Here is a 25,193-nt window from a genome sequence, read left to right as displayed (position 1 = left end):
AAAGCATGCGCCTGCAAGTGTCCGTTTGTCAGCCGATTTCGCCGATGTAGTCGCGAAAGGCCTGTGGCGGATCACCAAAGAATCTGTCGGTCGGAACCGGCGGATGCGCCACGCCTTCGGCCACAAACACCACATCCTGCGCCCAGCCCGCGGCATCGCGCGGGTCATGGGTCACCATGACCACCAGCGCGGCAAGGCTCTCGCCCACCTCGCGCACCAGATCCAGCATTTCACGTTTCAGCGCCGGTCCCAGTGCGGCAAACGGCTCATCCAGCAGGATCACGGGCCGCGCCATCAGCAGCACGCGCGCCAAGGCCGCCCGCCCCTGCTGGCCACCCGACAAGGTGCCCGGCTTGCGGTCCGCCATGCCCTCCAGCCCCACGCGCCGCAATGCGCCCTCAATGCGCGCGTTTGCCTCATCATCCGGGCGGCGGCCGTCGGGGTGCAGCGCAAGACACAGGTTCCGTGCCAGCGTGAGATGAGGAAACAAGTTGCTGTCCTGAAACAGGATAGAGACCGGACGCGCGTCAGGCCGCGATTGCGTCAGGTCGCGCCCCTGCCAGAGGATGCGCCCCTGCGTGGCCACACGAAACCCGGCAATGGCGTCCAACAGCGTCGACTTGCCCGCCCCGGACGGTCCCAACAGCGCAACCCGCCGACCGGGCGGCAGCGCAAGATCGACTTTCAGCGCGCTCGCATCCATCGCCACCTGCAGGTCTTCAAGTCGCAGCATTCACCCGTCCTCCCCGATCAAACAGCCAGAACAGGCTCAGGCTGAGCATCAACAGCAACAGCGCCGCGCCGGCCGCTGCCTCCATCTGGTATGACCCCATCAAACGGTAAACCTGCAACGGCAAGGTTGTCCGGTCCGGGTCCGCAAACAGCGCGATGACCCCCAGATCACCCATCGCCAGCGCCGCTGTCAAACCGGCGGCAAAGCCCATGGGACGACGCAGGCGCGGCAGCCAGACCAGCCGCAGCCACGCAAGGGGCGTCATGCGCAGAGTTGTGCGCAGGCGGCCATAGTCGCGCACGACCGTCTCGGCCTCTGGCCGCAGGATACGCAGCGCAAAGGGCAGCGCCATCAGCGCATTGACCAGGCCCGTCACCGGCAATGCCATGTCAAACGGGTTCATGAACGGACGCACGATGAGGAACAGCCCTGTGCCCAGCACCAGCGGTGAAATCGCGATGGCAGGCAGCGCCAGCAGCTCTCCGCGGCGGGACGCCAGTGGCAGCGCCCAGGCCATGCACAGCGCCGTCGATCCCAACGCCACCATCAACGAATGTCCGGCCGCGCGCAGCGTATCTGGCCCAAGCAACAACAGCCCTGGCACCCCACGCATGACCGCCGTCAACAACGGCACCAGCAGGAACAGCGCCGCCAGCAAGATCCACGCCCCGTCCCAGAGGCGCGGCAGTGCCCCCTGCCCGTCCCAGCGCGGCACCTCGCGGTCGCGGCCCGCCCCAAATCCGCTTTGCCCCGACACGCGCAAGGCCACCAGCCCCGCCGCCAGTGCCAGAGCCAGTTGCAGGACCGCCAGCGCCGCCGCGCGGCCCAGATCAAATTCGAACCGCATCGCCTGATAGATCGCCAGTTCAACCGTGGTCGCCCTTGGTCCGCCGCCCAGCGTCAGCGCCACCGCAAAGCTGGTCAGGCAGATCACGAAGATCACGGTAAACGCCCCGGGCAAGACCCGGACCATCAGGGGGCCGTCGATCACACGCCACTGTGCCTGCACGCCCAGCCCCAGAGAGGCTGCCAGCCGGAAATGCTCTGCCGGGACCGCCTGCCAGGCGGAGAACAGCATGCGCACTGCCAGCGGCAGGTTGAAAAATACATGGGCCAGCACGACGCCATGTACGCCGTAAATGTCGATTGTCGGCAGCCCCAAAGCGGTCAGACCCGCATTGACCAAACCCGCCTGTCCAAAAACCGCGATCAGCCCCATGACCGCCACGATCACCGGCAGGATGAACGGCGCGCCCAATAGCGTCACCAACAGGGCGCGCCCGACAAACCGCCGCCGCGCCAATGCCTTGGCCACCGGCACCGCCAACACCACGCTGAACGAGGCCGACAGCAGCGCCTGCCATAGGGTAAAGCGCACCGCCTGCCAGTCACCCGGGCCAAGAGTGGCAAAGCCCCCGGCCCGTGCCAGCACCACGGCCACCGGCCCCAGCGTCAAGAACGCCAGGGCCAGCGCGGCGCTTACCGCGAGAGCGCGCGCCGCCATGCCTCGACGGCCTCCGCGCGCAGCTCTGCTGCCTCATCTTCGGTATAGAACAGCACCTTTTCCGGCAGGTCGAGTTTCTGGAACCCTTCGGGCCACTTGTCCTGTGACAGCGCTGCCGGGATCGACCAGTTGCCGGTGGCGATCATGCCTTGGAAATCCTCGCTGAGGACAAACGACATGAATTGGTCTGCCAATTCCGGTTGATCGGTTCCGGCCAGTTTCGCCGCCAGTTCCACCATGAAATAGTGACCCTCCGGGAAGATCGCGGCCTTCTTGGTCTCATCCCCTTCAGCGATGATATGATAGGCGGGCGAGGTGGTGTAGCTAAGCACCATGTCCACCTCACCGTCGGTAAACATGCCATAGCTTTCCGACCAGCCTTTGGTCGCGGTGACAATCTTTGGCGCCAGTTTGTCCCAGGCTGCCTCTGCCCCGTCGCCGTAGACCGCCTGCACCCAGAGCACCAGCGCGAGGCCGGAAATTGAGGATCTCGGATCCTGGATCACCAGTCGCAGATCATCGGGCGCGTCCAGCAGCGCGTCAAAGCTGGCAGGCGGCGTGTCGATGCGGGTGGTGTCATAGACAAACGCCGTGTGACCATAGTTGAACGGCAAGAACACCTCATCCGTCCATTCCAGCGGCAGCGTCAGCGGCGACAGGTCCACACCGTGCGGTGCGAACAGGCCGGACTCGCGGGCCTTTTTCGTGACATCGGTGTTCAGACCAATCACGACATCGGCCTCTGTACGGTCACCTTCCAGCAGGATGCGTGGCAGCAGGTCGCCGGGTTTGAATTGCAGGTCGCAGGCGCAGCGCGCCTCAAACAATTCCTCGATCTTGGGGCCGGGCCCCCATTCGGAAACGAAATAGTCGGGGGCGTAGACTGTCAGGACAGGTGTCTCGGCCATGGCAAGGCCAGCGCTGAGACATCCCGCGGCAACAGTGAAGGTAAGTGATCGCATTGGATCCTCCAAAATTGCGGCGCGAGGGCAAGATTGGAGACCGTCGCAGCGGCCCACACCCTTCCCTCCGCCGGTTTTAACCGGTTCAGGTTCAACGGGTTCATCCGATCTACGGACATCTCAGACGGTTTAACAACCGACACCCCGAGGTGAGGCGGAACGTAGCGCCACTGCGTGGGAACATCAAGAAACTCAATCACATCGCTACGCTGTCATGAAACCGTTGGATCATTCAGCGGCTTCAGGCGATAGCAGACGCTGTTCCGAGAACGCGCTTGATCGTTTTATGTCTAGTCTCAGGACCTATTGATTTCAGTCACCTGAGGCGGCGCACCGCCAAATACCAAAGCGATGAAAAGACCGGTCCCTTCTGATTGAGCGATGCGCAGATCGCGCGTCTGGACCCCTGTTTCCAAATGTTCCACGGCAAGCTGCGGGTTGATGATCTCTGTGTTCTGAGTGGGGATGTCCTCATCATTCCCAACAATTTGCGGCGGCATGCTCTGAAGGCATATGGCCCTCACAAGACCCATTACGCCCGCTGTCAGTGGCGGAGTGTCTGGGACACGGCGCGCGACGGATGGCTGGCTTGGCCGCCGAAAAGGTCGGGGAGACGTCCGTGATGATCGACGCCATGTCCCCGAAGTCTCCGCAGACCGCGACCATTGCGACGAGCACTTCCTACGCCTTGGTTTTCCTTGAGGCGAAGGCACTGGTTTTGCTCCAGCGCCTGACGACAAGTGCTCAACGACCCCTACTCGCCGTAGCGCTTTTCCAACCCATCGTAATAGGACTTGTTCACGACTCTCTGGCGTTCTTCGAAACCGGCGATCGCCCCGGTATCTTCGAATTTGCGGTTCGACTTCAGGTCGTGCAAGGCAGAATACATGCCACGGATCGCGGCCTGTAATGCCACATTCGCATAGAGAATGAGCGAGAACCCCATAGCTTCCAGTTCGTCGAACTCCAGCGTGGGGGTGCGGCCGCCAACGACGATGTTCAGGAGCTGCGGGGTATTCTTTAGACGCGCGGGAATGGCCCGGATCTCCTCTGCGTTTTCCGGGGCTTCGACAAATGTGATATCGGCGCCGTCCTCGATGAAAGCGGCAGCGCGATCCAGAGCCGCCTCAAGTCCTTGGGTCGCACGGGCATCCGTGCGGGCCAGGATCATCAGGTTAGGATCTGTGCGGGCATCGACAGCGGCGCGAATACGGTCACGCGCTTCGGGCAAAGCCACAACATCCTTGCCGGAGAAATGGCCGCACCGCTTTGGGTTGATCTGATCTTCGATTTGAATCGCCGACGCCCCGGCCAATTCTAGCGTGCGCACCGAATGATACATGTTCACCGCATTGCCAAACCCCGTGTCCGCATCCGCGATGATCGGCAGCGCCGAGATGTTGCGAATGGCCGCTGTATGCGCAGCAATATCGCTCAGTCCCATAAAGCCAAGGTCGGGTTTGCCGTAGTAGCTATTGGTCAGCCCGGCGCCGGTGAGAAAGATCGCTTCGAAACCGCAATCTTCGATCACGCGCGCTGCAAGAGCATTCGCAGCCCCCGGCAGCAAAAGCGCCCGATCTTCCTGCAAACGTGCACGGAACGCCGCGTTGATTTCATGATTCATCATCAAGTCAGTTGTCCTTGTTTAGTCTTTGGTGCGGCTCCGGCATAGTCCATCCGGTCACAGAAGGATTTCCAGCTGTTCTGAACATGCCGTCGCATCAGGATGCTGGCCAATTCGGGGTCACCGCTCACCACAGCATCGCAGATGCCGTGGTGCTCGTTCAGGGCTTTGCCCAGGCGCCCGGTCGCATTGCGGCTGTGGATGCGCAGCAACATGAGCTGCGGGTACAGTTGTTCAGACAGCAGGCGCAGCAACAGCCCGTTGCCGGACATCCGCGCAAGCTCCAAGTGAAAGTCATTGTCTGTCCCCTGCCCGCCCGGTCCAAAGCGGTCTTCACTGACATATGTCAGACTCACGAGCGCGTCTTTCTCGACCTGGTTCGAACGTCGGGCCGCAAGCCCTGCCGCCTCGGCCTCAAGGGTCTCACGCAACTCGTACAATTCCCGCGCTTCGGACTGTGTGAACTCCCTGACACGGGTGCCGACATTCGGAACCGAAACGGCGATGCCGATTTCGACCAGCCGTGACAGCGCATCCCGGATCGGTCCGCGGCTGACCGAAAAACGCTCAGCCAGCGCCGCCTCTCCAAGCCGTTGACCAGGCGCAAGATCACCGGAGAGCATCTCTGATTTCAGCGAATCGGCGATGTGCGAGGCGGTCTCTCGGCTTGCGCTCATTGTTGACAATTATTTCTTCCACTTGCTTCTTTGGCGCTTTCCGATCCCGCCCAAAGAGCCTCAAACAAGAGCAAATGTCAACTACAGCTAGAAAAAACTGCTCACCCTTGAGGTGGTTGCCATTGTGAAAAGATGCCCCTACGGTCAGGTTGTTAACAATATGGCATCGGAACAACTTTCGATCGTCAGGGAGGAAAAAATCATGGCTAACAAACAGGGCTCGCTCATTCGGGCATTCACGCTGGCGGTTGCAGTCGCTTCAGCGGGCACCGCAGCACAGGCCGAAGACGCCTGGCCGACACGGCAAATCACCTTTGTCATTCCGTTCGGAACGGGTGGCTCAGTGGATCGGTCCATGCGCCTTGTCGCGGAACGCATGCAGGAAAAGCTGAGCGTGCCGATCCGCGTGGTGAACCAGAAGGGTGGCGGTGGTCACGTCGGCACCACCTATTTCCTGAACCAGCCCACGAACGGATCGTTCTTCCTTGCGACAGCGATTCATCCGTACATTTCAAACGCCATTCTGGAATTCGATCCGGACTACAGCCTAGAGGATTTCGCCTTTGTTAACGGCCAGTGGACCGATGTGGACCTGTTTGCCGTCAACAAGGATCTGAGCTTTCAAACACTCGAGGAGTTCATGCAGGCCGTTGCGGACGAACCGGGGCGCTACCGTGTCTCTGTCGTGACCGGATCCACAGGTGAGATCAATATCCAGCTGGCACTGGAGGCATATGGCCTGCCCGCTGACGCGGTCAACGTCGTGACCTACGAAGGCGGCGGCACAGCGCGGACGGCCGTCGCAGGTGGGCAAGTTGATATGACTGTTATCAGCGCTTCTGGCAGCCTGCCGATCGCAGAATTCATTCGCCCGCTGGCGGTCGCGTCCAATGACCGGCTGGATGACTGGGACGCCCCGACCCTGAACGAAACCCTCGTCGATCGCGGCGTGTCGCTTACGCCCCTCGTCGGGTCAATGCGCGGTATCGCGGCGTCTGCAACATTCGCAACCGAGCACCCCGAAGAATTCAACCGCTTTGTCGCAGCCTATGAGGCGGTCCTGCAGGACGACGAATTTGTCGCGCAGCTGCGTGAACAGAATATCGGGGCAGACTGGCTTGGGCCGGAGCGCACAACAGAAATCGTTCTGTCCAACTTCGAAGTTCTCAAGCGGTTCTCCGCAGAAGACTGACAAAGTCTCCTTCAGGAAAACCGGTGGGAACCGCGGGAAAGCCCCCGGTTCCCTTTTCCAGCCACCATGAACATGCAGGCAGCAGATGTCCTATCGACTTGCCCCGTCTCATGCGATCTTCCTGGCCATCGTATTGGCCTTTACGGTTGCCATGAACCACAGCGCGATAACCGCGAAATTTTCCCTGAACAACTTGATCATACTGGTTCCCGCCAGCGTCATTGCCGTGATCCTGATCATTGTGATCCTGCTGTCGGGATCGGACAGTGACACTCCGCCCGAAGGCGGGATGCGCAAGATGCTGGGCGATCTACTTTTGCTCGCTCTGTTCTGCGCCTTCTGCAGCTTGATGTTCGTGATCGGTTTTGACGTGGCGACGTTTTTCTTTGTCTGGTTCGGTATCGTTCTGTGTGGCGAGCGGTCGCTTTGGAAACCTCCGGCCTTCGCGCTGGTATTTGCAGTCTTGGCAACGACCGCCTTCGGCGCCCTGTTTCCATTCCCCATGAAGACACTTGTGCTCTGATGATTGACGTTCCCGCTCTCGCCACCGCGCTGGACCTGCTGTTCGGCAGTTTTAGCCCCTGGCTGTTCGTGATCCCGGGTCTGTTGATCGGGCTGGTTTTCGGCGCCATTCCCGGGCTTCAGGTTTCCATGGCCATGGCGCTCTTCCTGCCGCTGACCTTCAGCATGGACTTTATTCAGTCCATCATGTTCCTGACCTCAATCTTCACCGGCGGCGTCTATGGTGGCGGCGTCACAGCCATCCTGATGAATATCCCCGGATCGTCGTCTTCCGTCGCGACGGCGTTCGACGGTTATCCGATGGCGTGCAAGGGACAACAAAACCAGGCCCTGGGCCTGAGCCTTGGGGCGTCGGTGATCGGTGCGTTCATTGGCTATGCGGCGTTGTTCCTGCTGATCCAGCCGCTTGCGGTGGTTGTCCTTAAACTCGGGCCGCTGGAAATGGTGCTGGTCATCGCCTGGGGGCTTACCCTGATTGCGACCCTCAGCGAAAAATCCGTGGCCAAGGGCCTTTTGGCAGGCATGCTCGGGCTTGTCCTCAGTCAAGTCGGCATGTCCAGCACTGGCGTCCTGCGGGCCACATTCGGCAGTTCCTACCTGCTGGACGGTGTTCAGGTCGTGCCCGCAATGATCGGGATATTCGCAGCGTCCGAACTGCTGCGCATCCGAGAGCGACAAACCCTGAGCACGACCGAGGACATTCCATCCATCGCCTTTGGCCCGATCATCCGCGCCATGTTCTCTACGTTCAGGTATCCATCGGTGCTCTTGCGCGGCAGCGGCATCGGGGTTCTGATTGGTGCTGTGCCGGGGGTTGGCTCCTCTGTGGCAAACCTGGTTGCCTATGGCGAGGCACGACGCACATCCCGCCGTCCCGAGGATTTCGGCACCGGGATACCCGAAGGTGTAATTGCAGCGGAATCCGCAAATTCGTCATCCGAAGGGGGATCCATGACGGCCCTGCTCGCCCTTGGGATTCCGGGCGGCGCGGCGACCGCAGTGCTGATGGCGGCATTTTCCTACCACAACATCGTCGGCGGTCCGTCCCTCATTCGAGATCAGGGGGATCTGGTTTATGCGATTATCCTCGGCAATATCGTGCAGGTTCTTCTGCTCGGGATAGTTGGCCTATTGGTCCTTCGCATCCTGGGCATGGTGATCAAAGTACCGCTGCGCTATCTGATCCCATCGGTTTTGGCGCTGTGCGCATGGGGCGGGTTCGGCGTGGCCGGGACCATTGCCGGACCATTGACCGTTGCCGTATTTGCATGTCTCGGCTGGCTGATGCGCCGCCACAACTACCCTGTCGCGGCAACCGTCATTGCCCTGCTCCTGGGCGGCATGGCCGAGGGTGAAATGGTGCGCAGCCTGCAAATCTCCGGGGGGCATCTGGGTGCCTATTTGCTGGAGCGGCCAATTTCCATGCTGCTGTTCGCGTTGATGCTTTTGTCGATTGGTGCAGCCGCCCTCAAGGCCTTGCGCATCAACCGCCGTTCACAACCATCCGATACTCAAGGACGTTGATATGACACCTGATCAATCCCATGATGCCGTTCTCGACGTGAACGGCAAAAGCTACCGCTATGCGTCCTTGAGGCATCTGCAAGATGCAGTACCGGGCGCACAGATAGAAAAACTCCCCTTTGTGACGCGGATCCTGCTGGAGAATCTGTTGCGCAACATGAAAGATGACAGCGATGCCGCCGATCTGGTTGCCGCGGTCGCCCGGGGCGAGAATGTCGGCGATATAGAATTCTATCCAGCCCGGGTCCTGATGCCAGATTCCTCCGGTGTGCCGCTCTTGGCGGACCTGACGGCCATGCGCGCCGCTGTCATTGAACGTGGCGGCGACCCGAAACTGGTCAATCCGAGGATTCCCGCAGAGTTGGTCATCGACCATTCTGTCGTTACACAATTTGCTGGAACGGCCGATGCCGCCCGTCGCAATATCGCATTGGAATACGAGCTAAACGTCGAGCGCTACACCTTCCTGAAGTGGTCCCAGGCAAATTTCCGCAATTTCCGCCTGTTCTCGCCGGGCAAGGGCATCGTTCACCAGATCAATCTGGAATACCTCGCGCGACCCGTGCGCAGCGAAATGGTCGAAGGCGATCTCTGGGCTTACCCGGACACGCTGGTCGGCATGGACAGCCATACACCCACGATCAACGGTCTGGGCGTCCTGGGGTGGGGCGTTGGCGGCATTGAGGCCGGCGGTGCCCTGCTAGGGCTGCCGATTTCCATGGCCTTTCCCGATGTCATTGGGTGTAAACTGACCGGCCACCTGCAGCCCGGCGTGACCAGCACCGACCTTGTGCTGACCGCAACCGAGCTTTTGCGCAAACAAGACCTTGTAGGCAAGATGGTTGAATTTCATGGTCAAGGACTCGATTCCCTGAGCGTTCCCGACCGGGCAACTTTGGGAAACATGGCCCCTGAATACGGCGCCAACATGGGCTTTTCGCCGCTAGATGCCAAGGCGATGGAGTTTCTACGTCAGACCGGGCGCAACGATGACGATATTGCCCTGACAGAAGCCTATGCCCGGGCCCAGATGATGTGGGCCAATGGGAACGCCGCCCCCCCCGAATACCGGCAGGTGATCACGATCGAATTGGACAAGATCCGCCCATCCGCAGCGGGCCCCCGCCGCCCGCAAGACAGACTCAACCTGCCGGACGTGCCAAACAGCTTCGACGACTTCCTTGCCACGAGGGGCCGTGAGCAATCACCAGAATCATCAACCCAAGCAAACTCCCTCACAGATGGGGACATCGTGATCGCGGCGATCACGTCCTGTACAAACACGTCCAATCCTTCGTTGATGATCGCCGCCGGGCTGATTGCGCGAAACGCCGTCGCGGCCGGGTTGAGTGTTGATCGGAAGGTGAAGACTTCGCTGTCGCCCGGGTCCCGCGTGGTATCCTCCTATTTGACAAGATCGGGCCTTCAGGATGCGCTCGACCAGCTCGGGTTTCAGGTGACTGGGTTTGGCTGCATGACCTGTGCGGGCGGCTCCGGCCAGCTTGCCCCTGAGATCGAGCAGGAAATCCGCGACCGGAAGCTGACCGTTACGGCAGTTCTGTCCGGCAACCGCAACTTCGAAGGTCGCACCCATCCGCTGGTGCGCGCCGCCTATCTTGCATCGCCTCCGCTAATCGTCGCCTATGCCCTTGCGGGCACCATTTGCATCGACCTCGCCAATGATCCGATTGGCGAAAATGCAAAGGGCGAACCGGTCTATATGGCCGATATCTGGCCCGACGCCACCGAGATTGAACGTGTAACACAAGAAATCGTCACCGCCGACGAGTTCCGCGATCAATACAGTCGAATGCACGAAGCCGATGAATTCTGGGACACGTTGACCGTTCCTGCGGGTGAAGATTTCGATTGGGATCCCGATAGCACCTACCTGTTGCGCCCGCCCTTTCTGGACGATGCCACCGGCGCAGTCCGCGATGTCAGCCGGTTCCATTTAGAACAGGCTCGAACCCTTTTGATCCTTGGCGACGACATAACAACGGATCACATCTCTCCCGGGTCCGCCATTCCGGCCGACAGTGCAGCCGGACAATACCTTTTGTCGCTCGGCGTGCCGGAAAACCGATTCAGTTCCTATATCGGGCGACGTGGCAACCACAACGTCATGGTTCGAGGCGCCTTCGCCAATATCCGTATCCGGAATCTGATGGTGCCCGGCACCGAAGGCGGCGTCACACGACACGTCCCGACAGGCGACACCTGCACCATTTATGAAGCAGCGGCCAGATACCGGGCCGACGACGTTCCCCAAATCGTGATCGCAGGAAGAAACTATGGCAACGGCTCTTCACGCGATTGGGCAGCAAAGGGAACGCGGATTCTCGGCGTGCAATGCGTGATCGCCGAAAGTTTTGAACGAATTCATCGGTCTAACTTGATCGGGATGGGGGTGTTACCGCTACAGTTCACGGATGACCACAGCGCCAAGAGCCTAGGGCTCACCGGCGACGAGTCCTTTGACGTTGTATTTGATGGAGGGCTGGCGCCCGGAGCACGCGGCTATCTGCAGATCAGCGCGCCAGATGGCAGTATTTCTGGTCGTGTTCCGCTCCAATGCCGACTCGAAACAGCCCGCGAAACCCAGATATACGCGGCTGGAGGCATCTTGCCTTATGCGCTGAACGACATGCTCAAGGCGGACCCGGACTGAGACAGCCTTTCACATTGGCAGGCTACTGAAGACGTCTGGCTGAAAGGGCGGTGTTCCCGCCGTCGTAGATTGAAGGTCAGGCCCTGCGGCTGAGGTCGCCAAATCGGCGTTGCCCCGCTCGTCAGGCGCCCAAGAGTTTCGGGTGCTTGACGAGATAGCAGAGCGCCATGGTCATACTGAATTGCGCATGGACCCTGACGTTGTTCTCCTTGGAGTCGACCCAAGTCGCCTCTGAGGGCAAGGCGTGCCGTTCAAGGATCTCGAACGTCGGTATCTGGTAGACCCCGGCGGACTCCATCGCCACGCTGGTCACGCCACAGGACCGGAACTGTTCTACCGGATCATGCAGGTCCCGCTTGACCGCGCCGAACGCGCGCGTCCGTGCTGTCAGGGTTTACCGCGGACATGTGCATCGTCTATCCGATATCGATGGCCGCTGCGGCGGGAACGATCAACTTCAGCTCCGGGTGGTCGCCGGCAGACTTCTTTGCCATGGCATATCCTCCGTTCAGGCAGGAGGGCGTGGGCCGTGCAAGTTCGTCACCTTCCCAATCGGGTTCACGGCCACCCGCATCCAGCGCCGCAGAGGCTCTCGGCCAAGTCCAGATCCCGGCAAGCCCGGCGCGGCTCACCTCCCCCAGGATGAGGCGCTTGGCGCTGTCGATGCACAACTCTGGGCTGGGTCGCAACATGCTCACTTTCCCGCAAAGAATGCCCCTTGCAGTCCCTGTTCCCTACTTGCTAAACGTGGCGGCGGAGAGGTGGCCGAGTGGTCGAAGGCGCACGCCTGGAAAGTGTGTAGGCGGGAGACCGCCTCGAGGGTTCGAATCCCTTCCTCTCCGCCACAAACCATTCGCGAACCCGAGACGAGGCCCCAGTGCGGGCCTTTTTTCTTTTTGGTTCAAAGGGGTTTAACGAGGCCATCCGACTTTCGGAGACTGGCCGTTGGCCCCAAATTGGTCTCCGAACGCCCCGGGTCTCCTTTCACCCGCCCTTCACCCAAATCGAGACGCATTCAAAACTGTTATTCTTTTCAGATGCTTGCCGAAAATGGATTACGCCGCAGTTGAGGCCGGTTAGACCGCTATCAAAGCAAACGGAGACACTCGAAGGCGGCGTGGTTCTTCGAAACGGTGCGAACGGTCGCGAGAAGTCGTTGATGACAAACAGACTTTCCGCTCATAGCCTGGCGGCATGTCGAACGGGCCCTGGACAGATGAAGAAAACGACCTGATCGTCGCGGATTACTTCGCGATGCTGGCCGAGGACATGGCGGGCCGTCCCTACAACAAGGCTCAGCACCGGCGCAGTTTGATGCCTCATTTGCGAAGCCGAACGGAAGGCTCGATCGAGTTCAAGCATCAGAATATCAGCGCGGTGCTGAAGGGGCTCGGCGAAGATTGGATCCCCGGCTACAAGCCAGCGTTCAATTTCCAGATGACCTTGGTTGATGCTGTGGCGCGCTGGTTGGCATGGAACCCGGCTTGGCTTGGGCGGATGCCAGGCTCGCGACCAGCAAATGGCTTGCGCGAGGCTGCGCAGATCTGGACTGGACCATCACCGACGTTGTCGAACCAGCCGCCGCCGCAAGAACTGGAGCAGATGTTGCATATCGCCCGAAAATTCGACGTGGCTGGGCGGGACGAGCGCAACCGGGCCCTCGGCCGCGCTGGAGAGGAACGTGTCCTGGCGCATGAACGGGCGGCATTGCGAACGGCAGGACGGGACGATCTGGCGCGCAAGGTGCGCTGGGTGTCGGAGGAGGATGGCGATGGCGCGGGCTACGACATCGCGAGTTTCGCGCCGGACGGGCTACCCCGGCTGATCGAGGTCAAGACCACGAACGGCTGGGAGCGCACGCCCTTCCACATCACCCGCAACGAGTTGGCCGTGGCCGAGGAGTGCCGGTCGGAATGGCGTCTGTTCCGGCTCTGGAATTTCTCGCGGGAGCCGAAGGCGTTCGAACTGCACCCGCCGCTGGACGCACATGTCTCGCTGACCGCGACGACGTTTCAGGCGAACTTTCTAGCCTCTTGAAGCAGAAGTTCCTTCATCTCAGGTTGCGCCCAAGGCCAGCGCCCGTTCAGACTTCCATCTAGAGACATTGTCGCCCAGTTCGGCCACTGTGCAGGCGGACAGGTCGTCAAGGCTTTTTCCAGTCCCTGAGCAATCTCCGCCCGGACGCCTTTACCATCAATGACACGCAGGCAGTTGCGCTCTTCCCAGAATTCAATACTCGCATAATGCCGACTCGGTATATATCGCATGCCTTCTGCGGTAGGTTCTCCCTGGAATCCTGTGACTTTGACTGCCACGAATTCAGCAGGGGTCTCATAGCGTTTGCCTGAGCTTGCATCGGAAAGCTTTGGAGCCATCGCTTTCGCCTGCGTATCGGAAAGGCGATCATAATTTCTTACTCCAAAGTATGGGCAGACTCGTAATGTAAAGTCTTTAGCCTCCCCGCACATCGGGGCGTCCAATAGGAGTCCGAATGGTACGAAAGCCAAGTCCGGAGTGGTAATGAACCAGACGTCTTCTACGTTGAGCAGCGTTCCGGTCACGGCGCACTTTTGGGAGCAAAAAAGTTCTATCTCTTGTATCAAATTTGTTATCGCGAAAAATGGCTTTCCATTCTTCGAGTCGCGGCTAACGTTCGCGGGGATCGGGAGGCCCCGTGGGTCCCGTTCCATGGCTGCAACTTTTGGAAATTTCTCAATCCACTCTTTTGATGATTCCTTGGTTGATCGAGATATTTCCGCTCGGTTCATTTTTGTAAGCCTCTTGTACTTTAGAGTCATATTTTCATTGCCACCTTACGTTAGGTAGAAGCCTTCGGCGACCCATCGCGGGGTAAACTGATCGCATTTCATCCTAATACTTCTGCTTCTCAGGGATGACCCCTCGCACACCGCCGCGGGGGTCGGCAACGTCGTACTCCCGGCGCGGGATCAGGTGAACGTGGACATGGAAGATGGTCTGACCGGCATCGGTCCCGGCGTTGATCCCGACATTGAAGCCTCTGACAGCGGGATCCTCGGCTAGGATTTGTTCGCGTTGTGCCTTGAGCATTGATTGGATCGCGTTCAACTCGGGCTGATAGAGGTCGAAGTAATCGGCCACATGCCGCTTGGCGATGACCAGCGTGTGCATTGGGGTAACGGGAAACCCATCGCGGATCGCGTAGCAGAGTTCGTTCTCGGCGACGATCCTGTCTGCGCCAATCCCGCAAAACACGCAGGCTTCTTCTCTGGCACCATAGGAGGCCAGAACCTCCCTGAAATCGGTATCGTCCCTGTCTCGCTTGTTCGTGTTGCATGTGACGCAGAGCGCCTGAAAGTTGCTCAAGTCGTCGCTGCCGCCTTTGGTGCGTGGCACGATATGATCGACATGCAGGGCAGCCTGTTCTTCATGGGCCCCGCAAAGCTCACAGCGGTGTTTGGCCCGCTTTAGGACCTCATATCGAACCGAGCCAGGAACATAGCCATCCGCAATGCCGCGGTGCCCCCAAATGCCATCACCTCGCTGACCGATATAGGCGGACAGACGTTGCTGGCAGAGATCAACGAGTGCAGCGATTTCCTGTTCAGACAGATCGCTGGCCGCCAGCCTGTAGCCGACAATGCGCCGTCCATCTTTGACCGGCTCGATCACGCCATTCTGCGTGAGGACCTTGCCAACCATGTTTTTTGTACGGATTTCATAGTATTCGACCTGCGAGCGATCATAGCTCAGCAGAGCCTTGGCAACGTCCTCAGTCGATGCGGAGCCACCCTTTTCCAGCAGAACCTGAAGCATGACCGGCTGATATACATGCGACATCCGCATCTGTTGGCGGATGTAGGTCTCAAGCTGTTGAAAGGATAAGTTTGCGCTCATGGGCCGAAGGTGGCCGATAAGCCAAGGAAAATCTAGCCTTGGTAATGCTTTGGGGCATCTGACGTTCCGCCGAAAACCACGGCCGCCTGTTGATGCCACGACAGCGCCGCGCATTCAGTCATATGCATGACCGTCACGGCCGATGCCTCGCGCCCGCAGGCCAGCCGTTTCAGCACCTCCGGTGCCAAGTACGCCAGCCGCAACTGGCGGCTGACATGGCGTTCGGCCAGACCGACGGCTTCGGCCAGTTCCTGGATCGTGCTGAACTCGCCAGCGTCCATGCGCCGCCGCCAGCCCCAGGCCCGGCCGATGGCGCGCAGTATATGCGGGTCTTGGGCTTGGTCCTCGCTTGGTCTGTAATCGGCGGGCGGCATTATTTTCGGCCGACCGTTCTTTTTGCGGACCGTCAGCGGGATCAGCACGCGGATCGTGTCATTGGCCTTCGTCATTCTGCCGCCTCCAGATTGCGCGGCGTGACCATCTCGCGGATGACGCCTGCGATCCCTTCGCGCCTGATGTCCACCTCCAAGCCGTCGGCTGTGACGGTGACACGACGGATTAGAAGCTGGATGATCCGTGCCTGCTCGGCTGGGAACAGCTGCGCCCAGAGCGCGGTGAACTCATGCAGTGCCCCGATGATGTCGGCCTCAGAAATCGCGCCATTTTCCATCTTCAGGGCCGCAATCACCTGTGTCACCACCTCCGGCGTTTGCAGAATACGGCGGACCTCGGTCACGACCGCGTCCTCAACCATTCCGGCCGCCAGCCGCATCGGGGCGGTCTCTTCGCCGGTCTCGCGGTTCCGGATGACGTCCATTGACACATAGTAGCGGTAAAGCTTCGCGCCCTTTTTCGTACTTGTGGGCGTCATGGCCGCGCCGGTTTCGCTGAAGATCAGCCCCTTCAAAAGCGCAGGTGTCTGCGACCGGCTGTTATTGGCACGTTTGCGCGGGCTTTCCTGCAGGATGGCGTGCGCCCGATCCCAGAGGTCCTCGTCGATGATGGCGTCGTGCTCGCCGGGATAAGCCTTGCCCTTGTGGACGGCTTCACCACGATAAACGCGGTTGTTCAGGAGCCGATAGAGGTAGCCCTTGTCGATCAGCGTACCCTGCTTGTTGCGGAAGCCGTCGCGGCGGAGTTCGCGCGCCAGGACCGTGGCGGACCCGAGTTCGACAAACCGCTCGAAGATGCGCCGGACCGATGCGGCTTCGGCATCGTTCACCAACAGTTTGCGATCCTGCACATCATAACCCAGCGGAACATAGCCACCCATCCAGATCCCGCGTTTGCGCGATGCCGCCACCTTGTCGCGAATGCGTTCGCCGATGACCTCGCGTTCGAACTGGGCAAATGACAGCAGGATGTTCAGCGTCAGCCGCCCCATCGACGTGGTGGTATTGAACGACTGCGTGACCGAGACGAAGGTGACGCCATTGCGGTCGAAGATCTCAACCAGCTTAGAAAAATCCATCAGCGACCGCGACAGACGGTCGATCTTGTAAACCACGACCACGTCGATCAACCCGTCGTCGATGTCGGCCAGAAGCTGCTTGAGACCTGGACGTTCGAGGGTGCCACCGGAAAAACCGCCATCGTCGTAACGTTCGCGGGTCGCAACCCAGCCCTCGGATCGCTGGCTGGCGATATAGGCTTCGCAGGCCTCCCGCTGGGCATCGAGGCTATTGAATTCCATGTCGAGCCCTTCCTCGCTCGACTTGCGGGTGTAGATGGCACAGCGCAGGCGGCGGTTGGGGCGGGCGTTGATGTCCATCATGCCTCCTCCCGTTTGCGTTCACGCAGGCCGAAGAAGCGATAGCCATTCCAGCGCGTTCCGGTGATGGCACGGGCCACGGCCGAGAGCGATTTGAACTTCCGGCCCTGCCAGTCGAAACCGTCTTTCAGGACGATCACCGTCTGCTCGACCCCGTCCCATTCCCGGATGAGCTTGGTGCCTATGACTGGATTGCGCGGATCGGCGATCTGGTTTTTCCTCCGGGCGACACCCTCAACCTCATCGGCCAGCAGATCCAACATGCGGCGCGTTTCCCGGTCGGGGCCGCCGTAGGTCAGTTCTTGGATGCGATAGGCGATGCGGATTTCTAAAAAGGTCCTGCTGTTGTTCGGCGCGGCGCTGCCGATGAGCTTTTCCCATTCAGCCTTCAGGTCTTTGACCGACATGGTCTTCAAAGCGGCCAGGCGGGCCAGGACGGTTTGATCCATCGCTCCGTCCTGCCCAGGTTTTTTAGGGGTTATCTTATTGTGATGCTTCATCAATTCCTCCGATGCGGATACGTTTTGTCCGACGACCACCGCTCTTTCGGGGCGAGAAGTCCACGAAACTGTCTCCGCCTTCGGCAGATAAAGAACTGGCGTTTTCGGCGTTCAGGCGAATGACGCCAGCCGCCAGAATACGACCGAGTTCTTCGAGGCGCGCGTCCGCTGACATGCGCTCAGGACAAAGAGGATTAGGACCCGAAATCGGGCCTGATGTGATGCTGGACATGGCGACTTTTCGCGATTGGAATGATGCCGTCAATGTATCTCGAAATCAGGAAATCACAAGCAATTCAATAATTTAAGGACAGCATCGACCTGCGCGTAGAGCCGCGTATTTCTGCGCAATGACTATGCGCCCGTAGGGGGTGCCAATTGGAGTCACAGAGCCGAATCAGCCTGTGCGACCATCCATGAATTTGTCGAATGTATCGATGGTCTGCTCTTCTTCCAGCTCGGCCATTTCCCAGCGGGATGGAGCGCGGTCAGGATAAAGCAGCAGCGAGATCGTCATCTGGTCGTTGCGGGGCGAGAACACCGTCATTTCATGGACAGGCTCAGATCCCAACCAGACACCTGCCGGATGGAGGTGACCATGGCGACAAGTATCCCAGTCCACCTCCTGCGCGGCCAAGGAGGCGGCTGGCATCTCGGTCACGGTTTGCCGCGCCCTGTAAAAGACGCCGGATTTCAGCAACGGCTCGCTGGACCATGCCCAGTCGATGAATCCCTCCTTGCCTACCACGATCATCGCCCGTTTGTCGGTGATGGTCATCCATTTCAGGATCGCCGCCGTGAGCGACACGGCATAGCGGTCGGCCAAATCAGTCATCACATCGATATCGATGACGCGTCCCTTGATCTGCTCACGGAAATCGTCGAGCGGCATCAACAGGTAGGAGGCGAAGGTATTGGCCTCACCTTCGATCTTGTTCCGGCCCTCATCCCAGTCAGCCATGTTGCGGTTGCTACATTCGAGGCCGTTGGGATTGGTCTGCCGGTGCAGCAGGTAGTGGCCCAGTTCATGGGCCAACGTGAAGTTCCGCCGCCCCGGCGAACGGATGGTCTCATTGTAAATGATACCCCACTCACCGGAACCGTTGGGGTGCGGCATCAACATGCCTTCCACGCCTTTAGACATTTCCAGCCCGCCGACCATGGTGATCGGCGCGTCCGGAAACACCTGTCGCGAAAAATCCTGCGCCAGCGCCGCCACATCGATCGGAAACCGCGGCAGCCCATGCGCCGCCTGATATAGCGACAGGATCTGCGTAAGGCGGATCGCCCATCCTTGGGGCGTCGTCGGCAGGCTCAATCCTTCTTTCCCCACATATCGATCATCTGATTGATCTTCGCCTGGTCGTCCGGGGCTAGTTTGCTGAATTTGCGAAAGAAGGCCTCCTTCAGAACTGCGTCTCCGGGCTCCTCACTTTCATCCAGCAGATAATCGGTGGTGACCTCGAGGGCCTGAGCGATCCGTGTCAGTTTTTCTCCGGACGGCTTTCGTGCGTCGCGGTTTTCCAATTCCCAGATATAGCTCTTGCTCGAGTCGGTCAGTTCCGCGAGCTTGTCGAGGGAGTATCCCTTTTCCTGGCGGTGGCGCTTGATCTTGGCACCGAGGGACGTGGTCATCGTATCATCCTTGTTTTCCTTGGTTGCAGGAAGCTTGTTCGGTATGCCGAACAAAATCGTAGCGCGCAAGTAGACGTGGCGTTTTGTTCGGTCTACACCGAACGCCTGCGTATCGCTTTGCGTCGATTCCCTCCTCATCATGGCCAAGAAAGGGCTCCCATGACCGCTATTGCCGCCTTCCTCCGCAAGACCCCCGTCCCCCGACTGCAAGACTATTTCACGGGTTCAGGGTTCACGTCCCTTGCGCCGGTCGATTGGACCAGACCTGAGTCGGAGGTTGTCGAGCCCCTGATCAAGGCTGTCGACGACATGAACGATGACGAAAAACAGCGCGTTGTCATGAATGCCGGTCAGGTCGCAGCCCTTGCCGATGAGCCCGGCCAGAACGCCCTGCAGAATGTCGTTATTGACCGGGCAGTGTTCGACACGTTGGAGGGGGCGAACAACCGGTCGCTTTGGGTGTTTCTGAATGAACCGGACCAGTTCCGAAAGGCAGAAGAGGTCCGCTACAACGATGAACGGCGCCGGGGCCGGTCCTGGAGCGGCTTTGAAGTTGAGAAAGACCGCGCCGTCCGCCGGGATGCCGTCTCGGTTGCTGCCTTCACCAAGGCGATCCGTGACCGTTTCGCAACGCCGCATGTCCATGTTGATGTTTTCGACCGCCACCGCGTCATCCTTGATGATCAGGAATGCGATCTCGTCCAGATCGCAGTTTATCGCGAAGGACGGCCGGAAGACATGTTGGAGTTCGACGCGAACAGCACGTTGTCGCGGCGCATCGTGAAGCCGGTTTTCGAGGCGGCGCTGACCTATGAGGCCGATACCGGCGTTATCGAGGTGGTGGCCAACACGCTGGAAGACCGGAAGGACCTGACCGCGTTTATGGCGCGTGATCTGCTGGGGATCGTTTTTGACGAAAAACACATCCCCCTGCGGGAATACGATCTCAGCATGCTGCTCAAGCCCTTCGATTTCCCGACTGATATCGAGGACGGGATCACGGGCGTCACCGTGAAGGAACTGCGTTTCATGGAAGTTGGCGAGCGCAACGAGCGGATCACGCTGGAATCCATGTCGGGTGCCGACCGCTCTGTCTGGGAGATGGCGGAAAAGCGGATCGGCTTGGATATCGGTGGCACCGGACATGTGCTGCCGATCGCGACCGAAGTGCCGGAATGGGTCATCACGCGCGCACGGTTCACGATCAAGTTCCACCCGGGCGCAAGCGGCGGCCGGGGAAAATCCCTGACGCTCAAAGTCACAATGCCTCATGGCTGTAGCCTGAAGGACATGACCCCACATGAGCGTCTGATCGGCGAAAAGTATCTGCGCCGTTGGGGCATCCTGACCGACACCGCAGATATCGGCGACCTCATTGAGTAAGCGGGCAGTAGACCTGTTGTTGCAGGTGATGGAAACCCGTGCTGCCAAGGTGCAAGGGGCGACATTGCGGCAGATAGCGCCTCGGGCAACGGATCAGTTGCTCGGGGCTAAGCTGCTGGTGGCGTCCGGGCTTATCCCGGTCGTCACAGCGATGGACAACTTCGAGGATGAGCCCATCCCGGCGGAGTGGTGTGCCGAACGCAGACAGTACGGCTATCTTAACAGTGTCGGTCGCTGGATAACGGTCGACCCAGAGGATATCGCCGCGCTGGCGGTCGATTATCCGTTGATCTTTGCCAAGTTGCTGGTCGCGTTTGATCGTGCTGGGCCGCCACGCCCGGCACCATTAATTGACGGCTTTGCTTGGGATATTGGAACTATCAGGCTGGCAGGGGCGAAAGCTCCGGTGCCGGTCTGGTACGCGCGCCGCCTCGCCGATGCTTCTGTTTGGGACAAGATTAATGCCCTTCTGGAACGCAGGCCGCCAGACGACGTGCGTGTCGTCCTGACCTCGACACCAGGCGATCGTATCCCATTGACGGCGAACAAGCGGAACATCGTCGTCAGCATTGCCGATGTGGCCAGCGCACCTGGCAAGCTCGCGATCTCGCCGCAGGCGCTTGGTGCCCGTGTGTTTCCAGGCCAGGTTCAGCGCAAGTTCCCGATCGACCATTCGGATGATTGCGGGATCGTCTGGCATCGGGACGAAACTCTGACATTCGGTGGGGATAAACAGCGCCGCTTTCTGCAGATACTATTTGAAGCCTACTGGTCGAATTCACAGGTGCTGCGCTTGGCGGCAGTTCTGGAAGAGGCGGGTTATGGCGGCAAGGTGAACACGTTGAAGAAAGCTTTTGGTCGCAGCGCCGAAAAATGGCGGTTCATCAAGGTTGACGACGGAAACTGCTGGATCAACCCCTAATCCACCACCCTCAAATTATTTTGGCAAAAAGCCGTCCTTCGGGGCGGCTTTTTTTTCATTTATGGCCAGCCATTTTCACTGCCTCCCAGTTTGCCTCCCGCCTGCCTCCACGGTGCCTCCCACTCCCTCAGCAATATTGGCCCCGCAAGTGTTCGCAAAAACCCCAAGGAGGTTCACATGGCGCTAAGACACCTTTCCCAGATCGAGCTGGCGGCTCGCTGGAACATCTCGCACCGCACACTGGAGCGGTGGCGGTACACGGGCGAAGGCCCGAAATTCATCAAACTCGGCGGCCGGGTCATCTACCGGCTCGAAGATGTCGAGGGCTTTGAGGCCGAGCAAATCCGTGGCGCTGACCACGAGCCCCACCGCCCGATGTCGGCGTGAGAGGGGACGACATGACAATTTCAAACCATATTACACTGGCCGATATCCACTGCATGCCGGTTGGTCAGATCGCGGCACTGCCTGCGGATCAGCTGGCAATGCTGAAGGATGCTGCCGATCAGCAGTTCACCCAAGCCAAGATGGTCTCGGATTGGCTCGATGGTGCCATCTCACTGAAATACGCTGACCGTGCTGCCGAATGCCGCGCTGAGGCGGGCAAGGACACGGGCACGATCCGCTTTGAAGATGACGGCGTCACCGTAATTACTGATCTGGCGAAACGGATCGACTGGGATCAGGCGAAACTCGCCCAGATCGCCGAAAGCATCGCTTCGTCTGGCGAAGACCCGGATGAGTTCATCGACACCAAGCTGTCGGTCTCCGAGCGCAAATACAGCGCGCTGCCAGAAAGCTGGCGCAAGGGTTTTGAACCTGCGCGCACCGTCCGGACCGGCAAACCAAAGTTTCGGTTTGAACCGAACGGGGGTGCAGCATGACGGCACTGCTTCCCATTCCCGGAAACGATATGAGCCTTCCCGGCATGATCGATCGCGCGGCCAGCATGCTCTCGAACGCGAAGACCTCGGCGGAGGTTCTGGAGGCACGCGAGGCAGCGGGCCTTGTTTATGACACGGCGAAACGCGCAGCCCGGTTGGGCCGGGCCAAAGCCGCGCATGACGACCTGGTTGCGGCGGCACATCGTGCGCAGGCCCATGCACTGGAGATCGAGGCAGCCGCAAAGCGCCGACTGGCTGATGAATATGATGGTGCACAGGCAGATGGTGACGTTGGACGACAAGGTGCCAGGACTGACCTCGTTCGCGATGCGAACGAAGTTGTGCCAAGTGCCGCCGACCTTGGACTGAACCGACGCGAGATCCACGAAGCACGTCTGCTCAGAGATGCAGAAGCAGCGGAACCAGGCTTGATCCGGCGTGCGCTAGATGAGCGTCTCGACCGGGGCGAGGAACCCACGCGGTCTGCGGTCCGCCGCGCGGCAGATGATCGGCTGCAACGCTCGATTGACCGGCTGCAGCGGGTGCAGGACAGCGTCCAGCGCCTTGAAGAGGATCGCCCGCCGCCGCTTACGTCGGAGGAACGGGCGCGCCAGACCGCGGTGTTCGGAACGCAAGAGGATCGTGCGATCTGCGGTCGGATCGAAGAGATCATCGAGCGCATCGATGAACAACCGAACCCTGCGGAGGCAGTACGCCGCGTACCGCCCGCTTCTCGTCATGCCATTGACACAGCGCCGATCCGGCGCGCGGCGGCTTGGCTCAATGACTTCAGCACCCTTTACGAACAGGAGGTCCAGAATGGGACATATGCGACTGAATGATGTTGTCGCCGAGATTATCGGTGACGTGATGGCTGGCCATGCGGTCAATAAGCGCCAGGCTGCTGTCAAGCGTTGGGATGATATCGATGCGGACGGGCAGTATCTCGCCGGGATCGATGGTGTTGTCACCCGTATCGACACAAGGGCACGCCGCCTGAAGCTCAAAGCAGAGCAAGCCGCTGCGCCGGATCAGGCGGAACTGCCGTTTTCATTGCCAGCGGCCGTTGCCATGGATCTTGAAGGTACGACGCTGGTGTCGACCCGCCAATTGACGCGCACCGAATTTGCCCGAGCCATCGAGATCCGGCACCGCCAAATTGCCAATGACAGTGCGGCTTTGCGCGAATGGCGCGAAGCGTTGCGTCAGGCTGATCAGTTTTGGGTGGATAACCCGACCTGGCGCTTTGGCGACTGTCTCACCGCCATCCTGACCCAGAACGGTTTGCCCCATCTCAGCGGCAAGGAGGCTGCGCAATGAACACGCTTCCTCCCATTTCCCGCGATCCGGCCGCCGATCTCGATCTGCTTGAAGACGCGCGGCGCGCCATGCGGCGCAAAGCATTGGAGTGCCTCGCTGAGGCCGACCGGCTCGATGCGCTCTACGTGGCCGTGACCTCCACGCCGGCAGGCGGTTCGCAGCCTGATTTCGACACAGATCCTGACGGAGACCCAAACTGATGGCCATTTCTCTCGCATCCCTGCGCAACAACACGGCGCTGACGCCTCCACGGATCCTGATGCACGGCGTTGCCGGTGTTGGCAAATCCACCTTTGCGGCGGAATCTGACAGGCCTGTGTTCATCATGACCGAAGACGGGCTTGGCAAGCTGCAGGTCCCGCATTTCCCCCTGGCGACCAGCTATGTCGAGGTGGCGGAAGCGCTGGACGCCTTGATTGAGGAAGATCACGACTATGGCACGGTTGTCGTGGACAGCGTCGACTGGTTGGAGCCGCTGATCTGGGCAGAAGCCTGCAAACGCAACGGCTGGCAGTCGATCGAAACGCCCGGGTTCGGCAAGGGCTATGCCGAAGCACTGACCGTGTGGCGTGAATATCTCGACAAGCTGAACGCGCTTCGCGACCGCAAGGGCATGGCGGTCATCCAGATTGCCCATACCGATATCAAGCGGTTCGACAGCCCCGAGCACGAACCCTACGACCGGTATGTCATCAAGCTGCAGACCCGCGCTTCAGCGCTGCTGCAGGAGCATTCGGATGTAGTGCTGTTCGCAAATTACCGGATCTCGGTCGCCAAATCCGATGTCGGCTTCAACAAGAAGGTGACTCGGGCGCTCGGGTCCGGTGCGCGCGTCATGCACACCGAAGAGCGCCCCGCCTTTCTCGCCAAAAACCGTTACGGCCTGCCGGACACGCTCGATCTCAGCTGGGCCGAGTTCATGGCGGCCATGCCCCAATCCGAATGATTCACCTGAAAGGACACGACCATGGCACGTTTTGATACGTCATTTGACGCCACCAGCGTTGAACCCACCACACCCTACGAGCTTCTGCCCGCCGGAAAATACCGCGCCCAGATCGTCGAGAGCGAGATGCGCGTGACCCGCAATGGCATGGGTCAGTTTCTTTGGCTGATGCTGGATATTCTGGATGGCCCATACAAGGGGCGGAAGATTTTCGACCAGTTGAACCTGGTGAACCCGAACCCGACCACGGTCGAGATCGCGCAGCGCACGCTGTCTGCCATCTGCCATGCGACGGGCAGGATGCATGTCAGCGACAGCGAGGAGTTACATCTGATCCCGATGACGATCCAGGTGAAGATCAAGCCGCCAAAGAACGGCTACGGCGAAAGCAACGCCATCGCCTATCTGCCGCCCGAAGGTGGGGGATCTCCAGCCGCTGCCGCAAAGCCTGCTGCAACGCCAGCGGCTCCGCCCACAATGCAGGCCGCCGCGCCCGCCAAGATGGCTTCGGCACCCTGGAACAAGAAGGGCTGATGATCCGCGCTGC

General features: G+C 59.8%; 30 protein-coding genes, 1 tRNA gene and 1 riboswitch. Of the genes, 15 read left to right on the top strand and 16 right to left on the bottom strand.

The window, feature by feature from the left end; genetic code table 11:
• Positions 1 to 28: 28 nt before the first annotated feature.
• From CHB90_RS02315 to CHB90_RS02290, 6 genes are all read right to left on the bottom strand, one after another.
• Positions 29 to 733, bottom strand: a complete 705-nt coding sequence (locus CHB90_RS02315) for a thiamine ABC transporter ATP-binding protein (protein ID WP_089276242.1) — start codon at positions 731 to 733, stop codon at positions 29 to 31.
• Complete coding sequence (locus CHB90_RS02310) at positions 720 to 2,237, bottom strand: thiamine/thiamine pyrophosphate ABC transporter permease ThiP (RefSeq protein ID WP_089276241.1); 1,518 nt, start codon at positions 2,235 to 2,237, stop codon at positions 720 to 722. The genes CHB90_RS02315 and CHB90_RS02310 overlap by 14 nt, the downstream gene beginning before the upstream one ends.
• The gene (locus CHB90_RS02305; RefSeq protein WP_089276240.1) at positions 2,213 to 3,199 is read right to left on the bottom strand and encodes a thiamine ABC transporter substrate-binding protein; all 987 of its coding nucleotides are present in this window, start codon (positions 3,197 to 3,199) and stop codon (positions 2,213 to 2,215) included. Before CHB90_RS02305 ends, CHB90_RS02310 begins: the two co-directional genes overlap by 25 nt.
• 44 nt (positions 3,200 to 3,243) lie before the next feature.
• A riboswitch (TPP riboswitch) is annotated at positions 3,244 to 3,356 on the bottom strand.
• A 139-nt stretch (positions 3,357 to 3,495) separates the two neighbouring features.
• Positions 3,496 to 3,699 carry a hypothetical protein gene (locus CHB90_RS02300; RefSeq protein WP_089276239.1) on the bottom strand — a complete coding sequence of 68 codons (204 nt, stop codon included), beginning with the start codon at positions 3,697 to 3,699 and terminating at the stop codon, positions 3,496 to 3,498.
• A 254-nt stretch (positions 3,700 to 3,953) separates the two neighbouring features.
• A complete protein-coding gene (locus CHB90_RS02295) occupies positions 3,954 to 4,826 on the bottom strand; it encodes an isocitrate lyase/PEP mutase family protein (protein ID WP_089276238.1) in 873 nt (290 codons plus the stop codon).
• Positions 4,826 to 5,500, bottom strand: a complete 675-nt coding sequence (locus CHB90_RS02290; protein ID WP_089276237.1) for a GntR family transcriptional regulator — start codon at positions 5,498 to 5,500, stop codon at positions 4,826 to 4,828. The genes CHB90_RS02295 and CHB90_RS02290 overlap by 1 nt, the downstream gene beginning before the upstream one ends.
• 202 nt (positions 5,501 to 5,702) lie before the next feature.
• On the opposite strand from CHB90_RS02290, the gene CHB90_RS02285 reads away from it, so the two are divergent.
• The 4 genes from CHB90_RS02285 to acnA all read left to right on the top strand — a co-directional run bounded on the left by CHB90_RS02285 (position 5,703) and on the right by acnA (position 11,409).
• Positions 5,703 to 6,692 (top strand): Bug family tripartite tricarboxylate transporter substrate binding protein, encoded by a 990-nt coding sequence (locus CHB90_RS02285; protein WP_089276359.1) that lies wholly within the window; start codon positions 5,703 to 5,705, stop codon positions 6,690 to 6,692.
• Between the two features lie 85 nt (positions 6,693 to 6,777).
• Positions 6,778 to 7,215: a hypothetical protein gene (locus CHB90_RS02280; RefSeq protein WP_089276236.1), complete on the top strand. Its 438-nt coding sequence runs from the start codon at positions 6,778 to 6,780 to the stop codon at positions 7,213 to 7,215.
• Positions 7,119 to 8,738 (top strand): tripartite tricarboxylate transporter permease, encoded by a 1,620-nt coding sequence (locus tag CHB90_RS02275; protein WP_245823121.1) that lies wholly within the window; start codon positions 7,119 to 7,121, stop codon positions 8,736 to 8,738. The genes CHB90_RS02280 and CHB90_RS02275 overlap by 97 nt, the downstream gene beginning before the upstream one ends.
• A 1-nt stretch (position 8,739) precedes the next feature.
• Complete coding sequence (acnA, locus tag CHB90_RS02270) at positions 8,740 to 11,409, top strand: aconitate hydratase AcnA (RefSeq protein WP_089276234.1); 2,670 nt, start codon at positions 8,740 to 8,742, stop codon at positions 11,407 to 11,409.
• Between the two features lie 121 nt (positions 11,410 to 11,530).
• On the opposite strand, the gene CHB90_RS26735 is transcribed toward acnA, so the two are convergent.
• Together CHB90_RS26735 and CHB90_RS26730 are read right to left on the bottom strand one after the other, a co-directional pair.
• Complete coding sequence (locus CHB90_RS26735; protein ID WP_212591561.1) at positions 11,531 to 11,722, bottom strand: hypothetical protein; 192 nt, start codon at positions 11,720 to 11,722, stop codon at positions 11,531 to 11,533.
• 103 nt (positions 11,723 to 11,825) lie between these two features.
• Positions 11,826 to 12,101 (bottom strand): hypothetical protein, encoded by a 276-nt coding sequence (locus CHB90_RS26730; protein WP_212591560.1) that lies wholly within the window; start codon positions 12,099 to 12,101, stop codon positions 11,826 to 11,828.
• A gap of 63 nt (positions 12,102 to 12,164) precedes the next feature.
• Between CHB90_RS26730 and CHB90_RS02260 the strand changes: the two genes are divergently transcribed.
• Both CHB90_RS02260 and CHB90_RS02255 read left to right on the top strand, forming a co-directional pair.
• Positions 12,165 to 12,254 (top strand) — tRNA-Ser (locus tag CHB90_RS02260).
• A gap of 349 nt (positions 12,255 to 12,603) precedes the next feature.
• A complete protein-coding gene (locus CHB90_RS02255) occupies positions 12,604 to 13,446 on the top strand; it encodes a protein NO VEIN domain-containing protein (RefSeq protein ID WP_089276233.1) in 843 nt (280 codons plus the stop codon).
• Here CHB90_RS02255 and CHB90_RS02250 read toward each other — a convergent pair.
• The 8 genes from CHB90_RS02250 to CHB90_RS02220 all read right to left on the bottom strand — a co-directional run bounded on the left by CHB90_RS02250 (position 13,422) and on the right by CHB90_RS02220 (position 19,191).
• Positions 13,422 to 13,970, bottom strand: coding sequence for a hypothetical protein (locus CHB90_RS02250; protein ID WP_141135791.1), 549 nt, complete (start codon positions 13,968 to 13,970; stop codon positions 13,422 to 13,424). The two genes, CHB90_RS02255 and CHB90_RS02250, sit on opposite strands and share 25 nt — an antisense overlap.
• A 310-nt stretch (positions 13,971 to 14,280) precedes the next feature.
• The gene (locus tag CHB90_RS02245; RefSeq protein WP_212591559.1) at positions 14,281 to 15,285 is read right to left on the bottom strand and encodes an HIT family protein; all 1,005 of its coding nucleotides are present in this window, start codon (positions 15,283 to 15,285) and stop codon (positions 14,281 to 14,283) included.
• Positions 15,286 to 15,317: 32 nt separating this feature from the next.
• The gene (locus tag CHB90_RS02240; RefSeq protein WP_089276231.1) at positions 15,318 to 15,734 is read right to left on the bottom strand and encodes a hypothetical protein; all 417 of its coding nucleotides are present in this window, start codon (positions 15,732 to 15,734) and stop codon (positions 15,318 to 15,320) included.
• On the bottom strand, positions 15,731 to 17,056 hold the full coding sequence (locus CHB90_RS02235) for a recombinase family protein (RefSeq protein WP_089276230.1): 1,326 nt from the start codon (positions 17,054 to 17,056) through the stop codon (positions 15,731 to 15,733). The genes CHB90_RS02240 and CHB90_RS02235 overlap by 4 nt, the downstream gene beginning before the upstream one ends.
• On the bottom strand, positions 17,056 to 17,505 hold the full coding sequence (locus CHB90_RS02230; protein WP_089276229.1) for a DUF2924 domain-containing protein: 450 nt from the start codon (positions 17,503 to 17,505) through the stop codon (positions 17,056 to 17,058). The genes CHB90_RS02235 and CHB90_RS02230 overlap by 1 nt, the downstream gene beginning before the upstream one ends.
• Before the next feature lie 34 nt (positions 17,506 to 17,539).
• Positions 17,540 to 17,788 (bottom strand): hypothetical protein, encoded by a 249-nt coding sequence (locus tag CHB90_RS26085; RefSeq protein ID WP_141135790.1) that lies wholly within the window; start codon positions 17,786 to 17,788, stop codon positions 17,540 to 17,542.
• A gap of 165 nt (positions 17,789 to 17,953) precedes the next feature.
• On the bottom strand, positions 17,954 to 18,874 hold the full coding sequence (locus CHB90_RS02225; protein WP_089276228.1) for an ImmA/IrrE family metallo-endopeptidase: 921 nt from the start codon (positions 18,872 to 18,874) through the stop codon (positions 17,954 to 17,956).
• On the bottom strand, positions 18,871 to 19,191 hold the full coding sequence (locus tag CHB90_RS02220; protein ID WP_027261243.1) for a helix-turn-helix domain-containing protein: 321 nt from the start codon (positions 19,189 to 19,191) through the stop codon (positions 18,871 to 18,873). The genes CHB90_RS02225 and CHB90_RS02220 overlap by 4 nt, the downstream gene beginning before the upstream one ends.
• Here CHB90_RS02220 and CHB90_RS02215 point away from each other — a divergent pair.
• The 9 genes from CHB90_RS02215 (at position 19,156) to CHB90_RS02175 (ending at position 25,180) form a co-directional block, all read left to right on the top strand.
• The gene (locus CHB90_RS02215) at positions 19,156 to 20,574 is read left to right on the top strand and encodes a hypothetical protein (RefSeq protein WP_212591558.1); all 1,419 of its coding nucleotides are present in this window, start codon (positions 19,156 to 19,158) and stop codon (positions 20,572 to 20,574) included. The two genes, CHB90_RS02220 and CHB90_RS02215, sit on opposite strands and share 36 nt — an antisense overlap.
• Positions 20,575 to 20,590: 16 nt before the next feature.
• Entirely contained in the window at positions 20,591 to 21,496 is a 906-nt protein-coding gene (locus CHB90_RS02210) for a hypothetical protein (protein WP_141135789.1), read from the top strand.
• A gap of 177 nt (positions 21,497 to 21,673) precedes the next feature.
• The gene (locus CHB90_RS02205; RefSeq protein WP_089276225.1) at positions 21,674 to 21,883 is read left to right on the top strand and encodes a helix-turn-helix transcriptional regulator; all 210 of its coding nucleotides are present in this window, start codon (positions 21,674 to 21,676) and stop codon (positions 21,881 to 21,883) included.
• Positions 21,884 to 21,894: 11 nt separating this feature from the next.
• A complete protein-coding gene (locus CHB90_RS02200; RefSeq protein WP_089276224.1) occupies positions 21,895 to 22,380 on the top strand; it encodes a hypothetical protein in 486 nt (161 codons plus the stop codon).
• Positions 22,377 to 23,222, top strand: coding sequence for a hypothetical protein (locus tag CHB90_RS02195; protein ID WP_089276223.1), 846 nt, complete (start codon positions 22,377 to 22,379; stop codon positions 23,220 to 23,222). Before CHB90_RS02200 ends, CHB90_RS02195 begins: the two co-directional genes overlap by 4 nt.
• A complete protein-coding gene (locus CHB90_RS02190) occupies positions 23,200 to 23,700 on the top strand; it encodes a hypothetical protein (protein WP_141135788.1) in 501 nt (166 codons plus the stop codon). Before CHB90_RS02195 ends, CHB90_RS02190 begins: the two co-directional genes overlap by 23 nt.
• Positions 23,697 to 23,900: a hypothetical protein gene (locus CHB90_RS02185; RefSeq protein ID WP_089276221.1), complete on the top strand. Its 204-nt coding sequence runs from the start codon at positions 23,697 to 23,699 to the stop codon at positions 23,898 to 23,900. The genes CHB90_RS02190 and CHB90_RS02185 overlap by 4 nt, the downstream gene beginning before the upstream one ends.
• Positions 23,900 to 24,646: an ATP-binding protein gene (locus CHB90_RS02180; protein WP_089276220.1), complete on the top strand. Its 747-nt coding sequence runs from the start codon at positions 23,900 to 23,902 to the stop codon at positions 24,644 to 24,646. The genes CHB90_RS02185 and CHB90_RS02180 overlap by 1 nt, the downstream gene beginning before the upstream one ends.
• 21 nt (positions 24,647 to 24,667) lie before the next feature.
• Positions 24,668 to 25,180 (top strand): DUF669 domain-containing protein, encoded by a 513-nt coding sequence (locus tag CHB90_RS02175; protein ID WP_089276219.1) that lies wholly within the window; start codon positions 24,668 to 24,670, stop codon positions 25,178 to 25,180.
• Positions 25,181 to 25,193: the final 13 nt, after the last annotated feature.

It is taken from the genome of Antarctobacter heliothermus (assembly GCF_900188425.1).
In the GTDB taxonomy this organism is placed as follows: Bacteria; Pseudomonadota; Alphaproteobacteria; order Rhodobacterales; family Rhodobacteraceae; genus Antarctobacter; species Antarctobacter heliothermus.
Note: the sequence above shows the minus strand (reverse complement) of the source record. Positions and strands in the feature narration are given on the sequence as shown.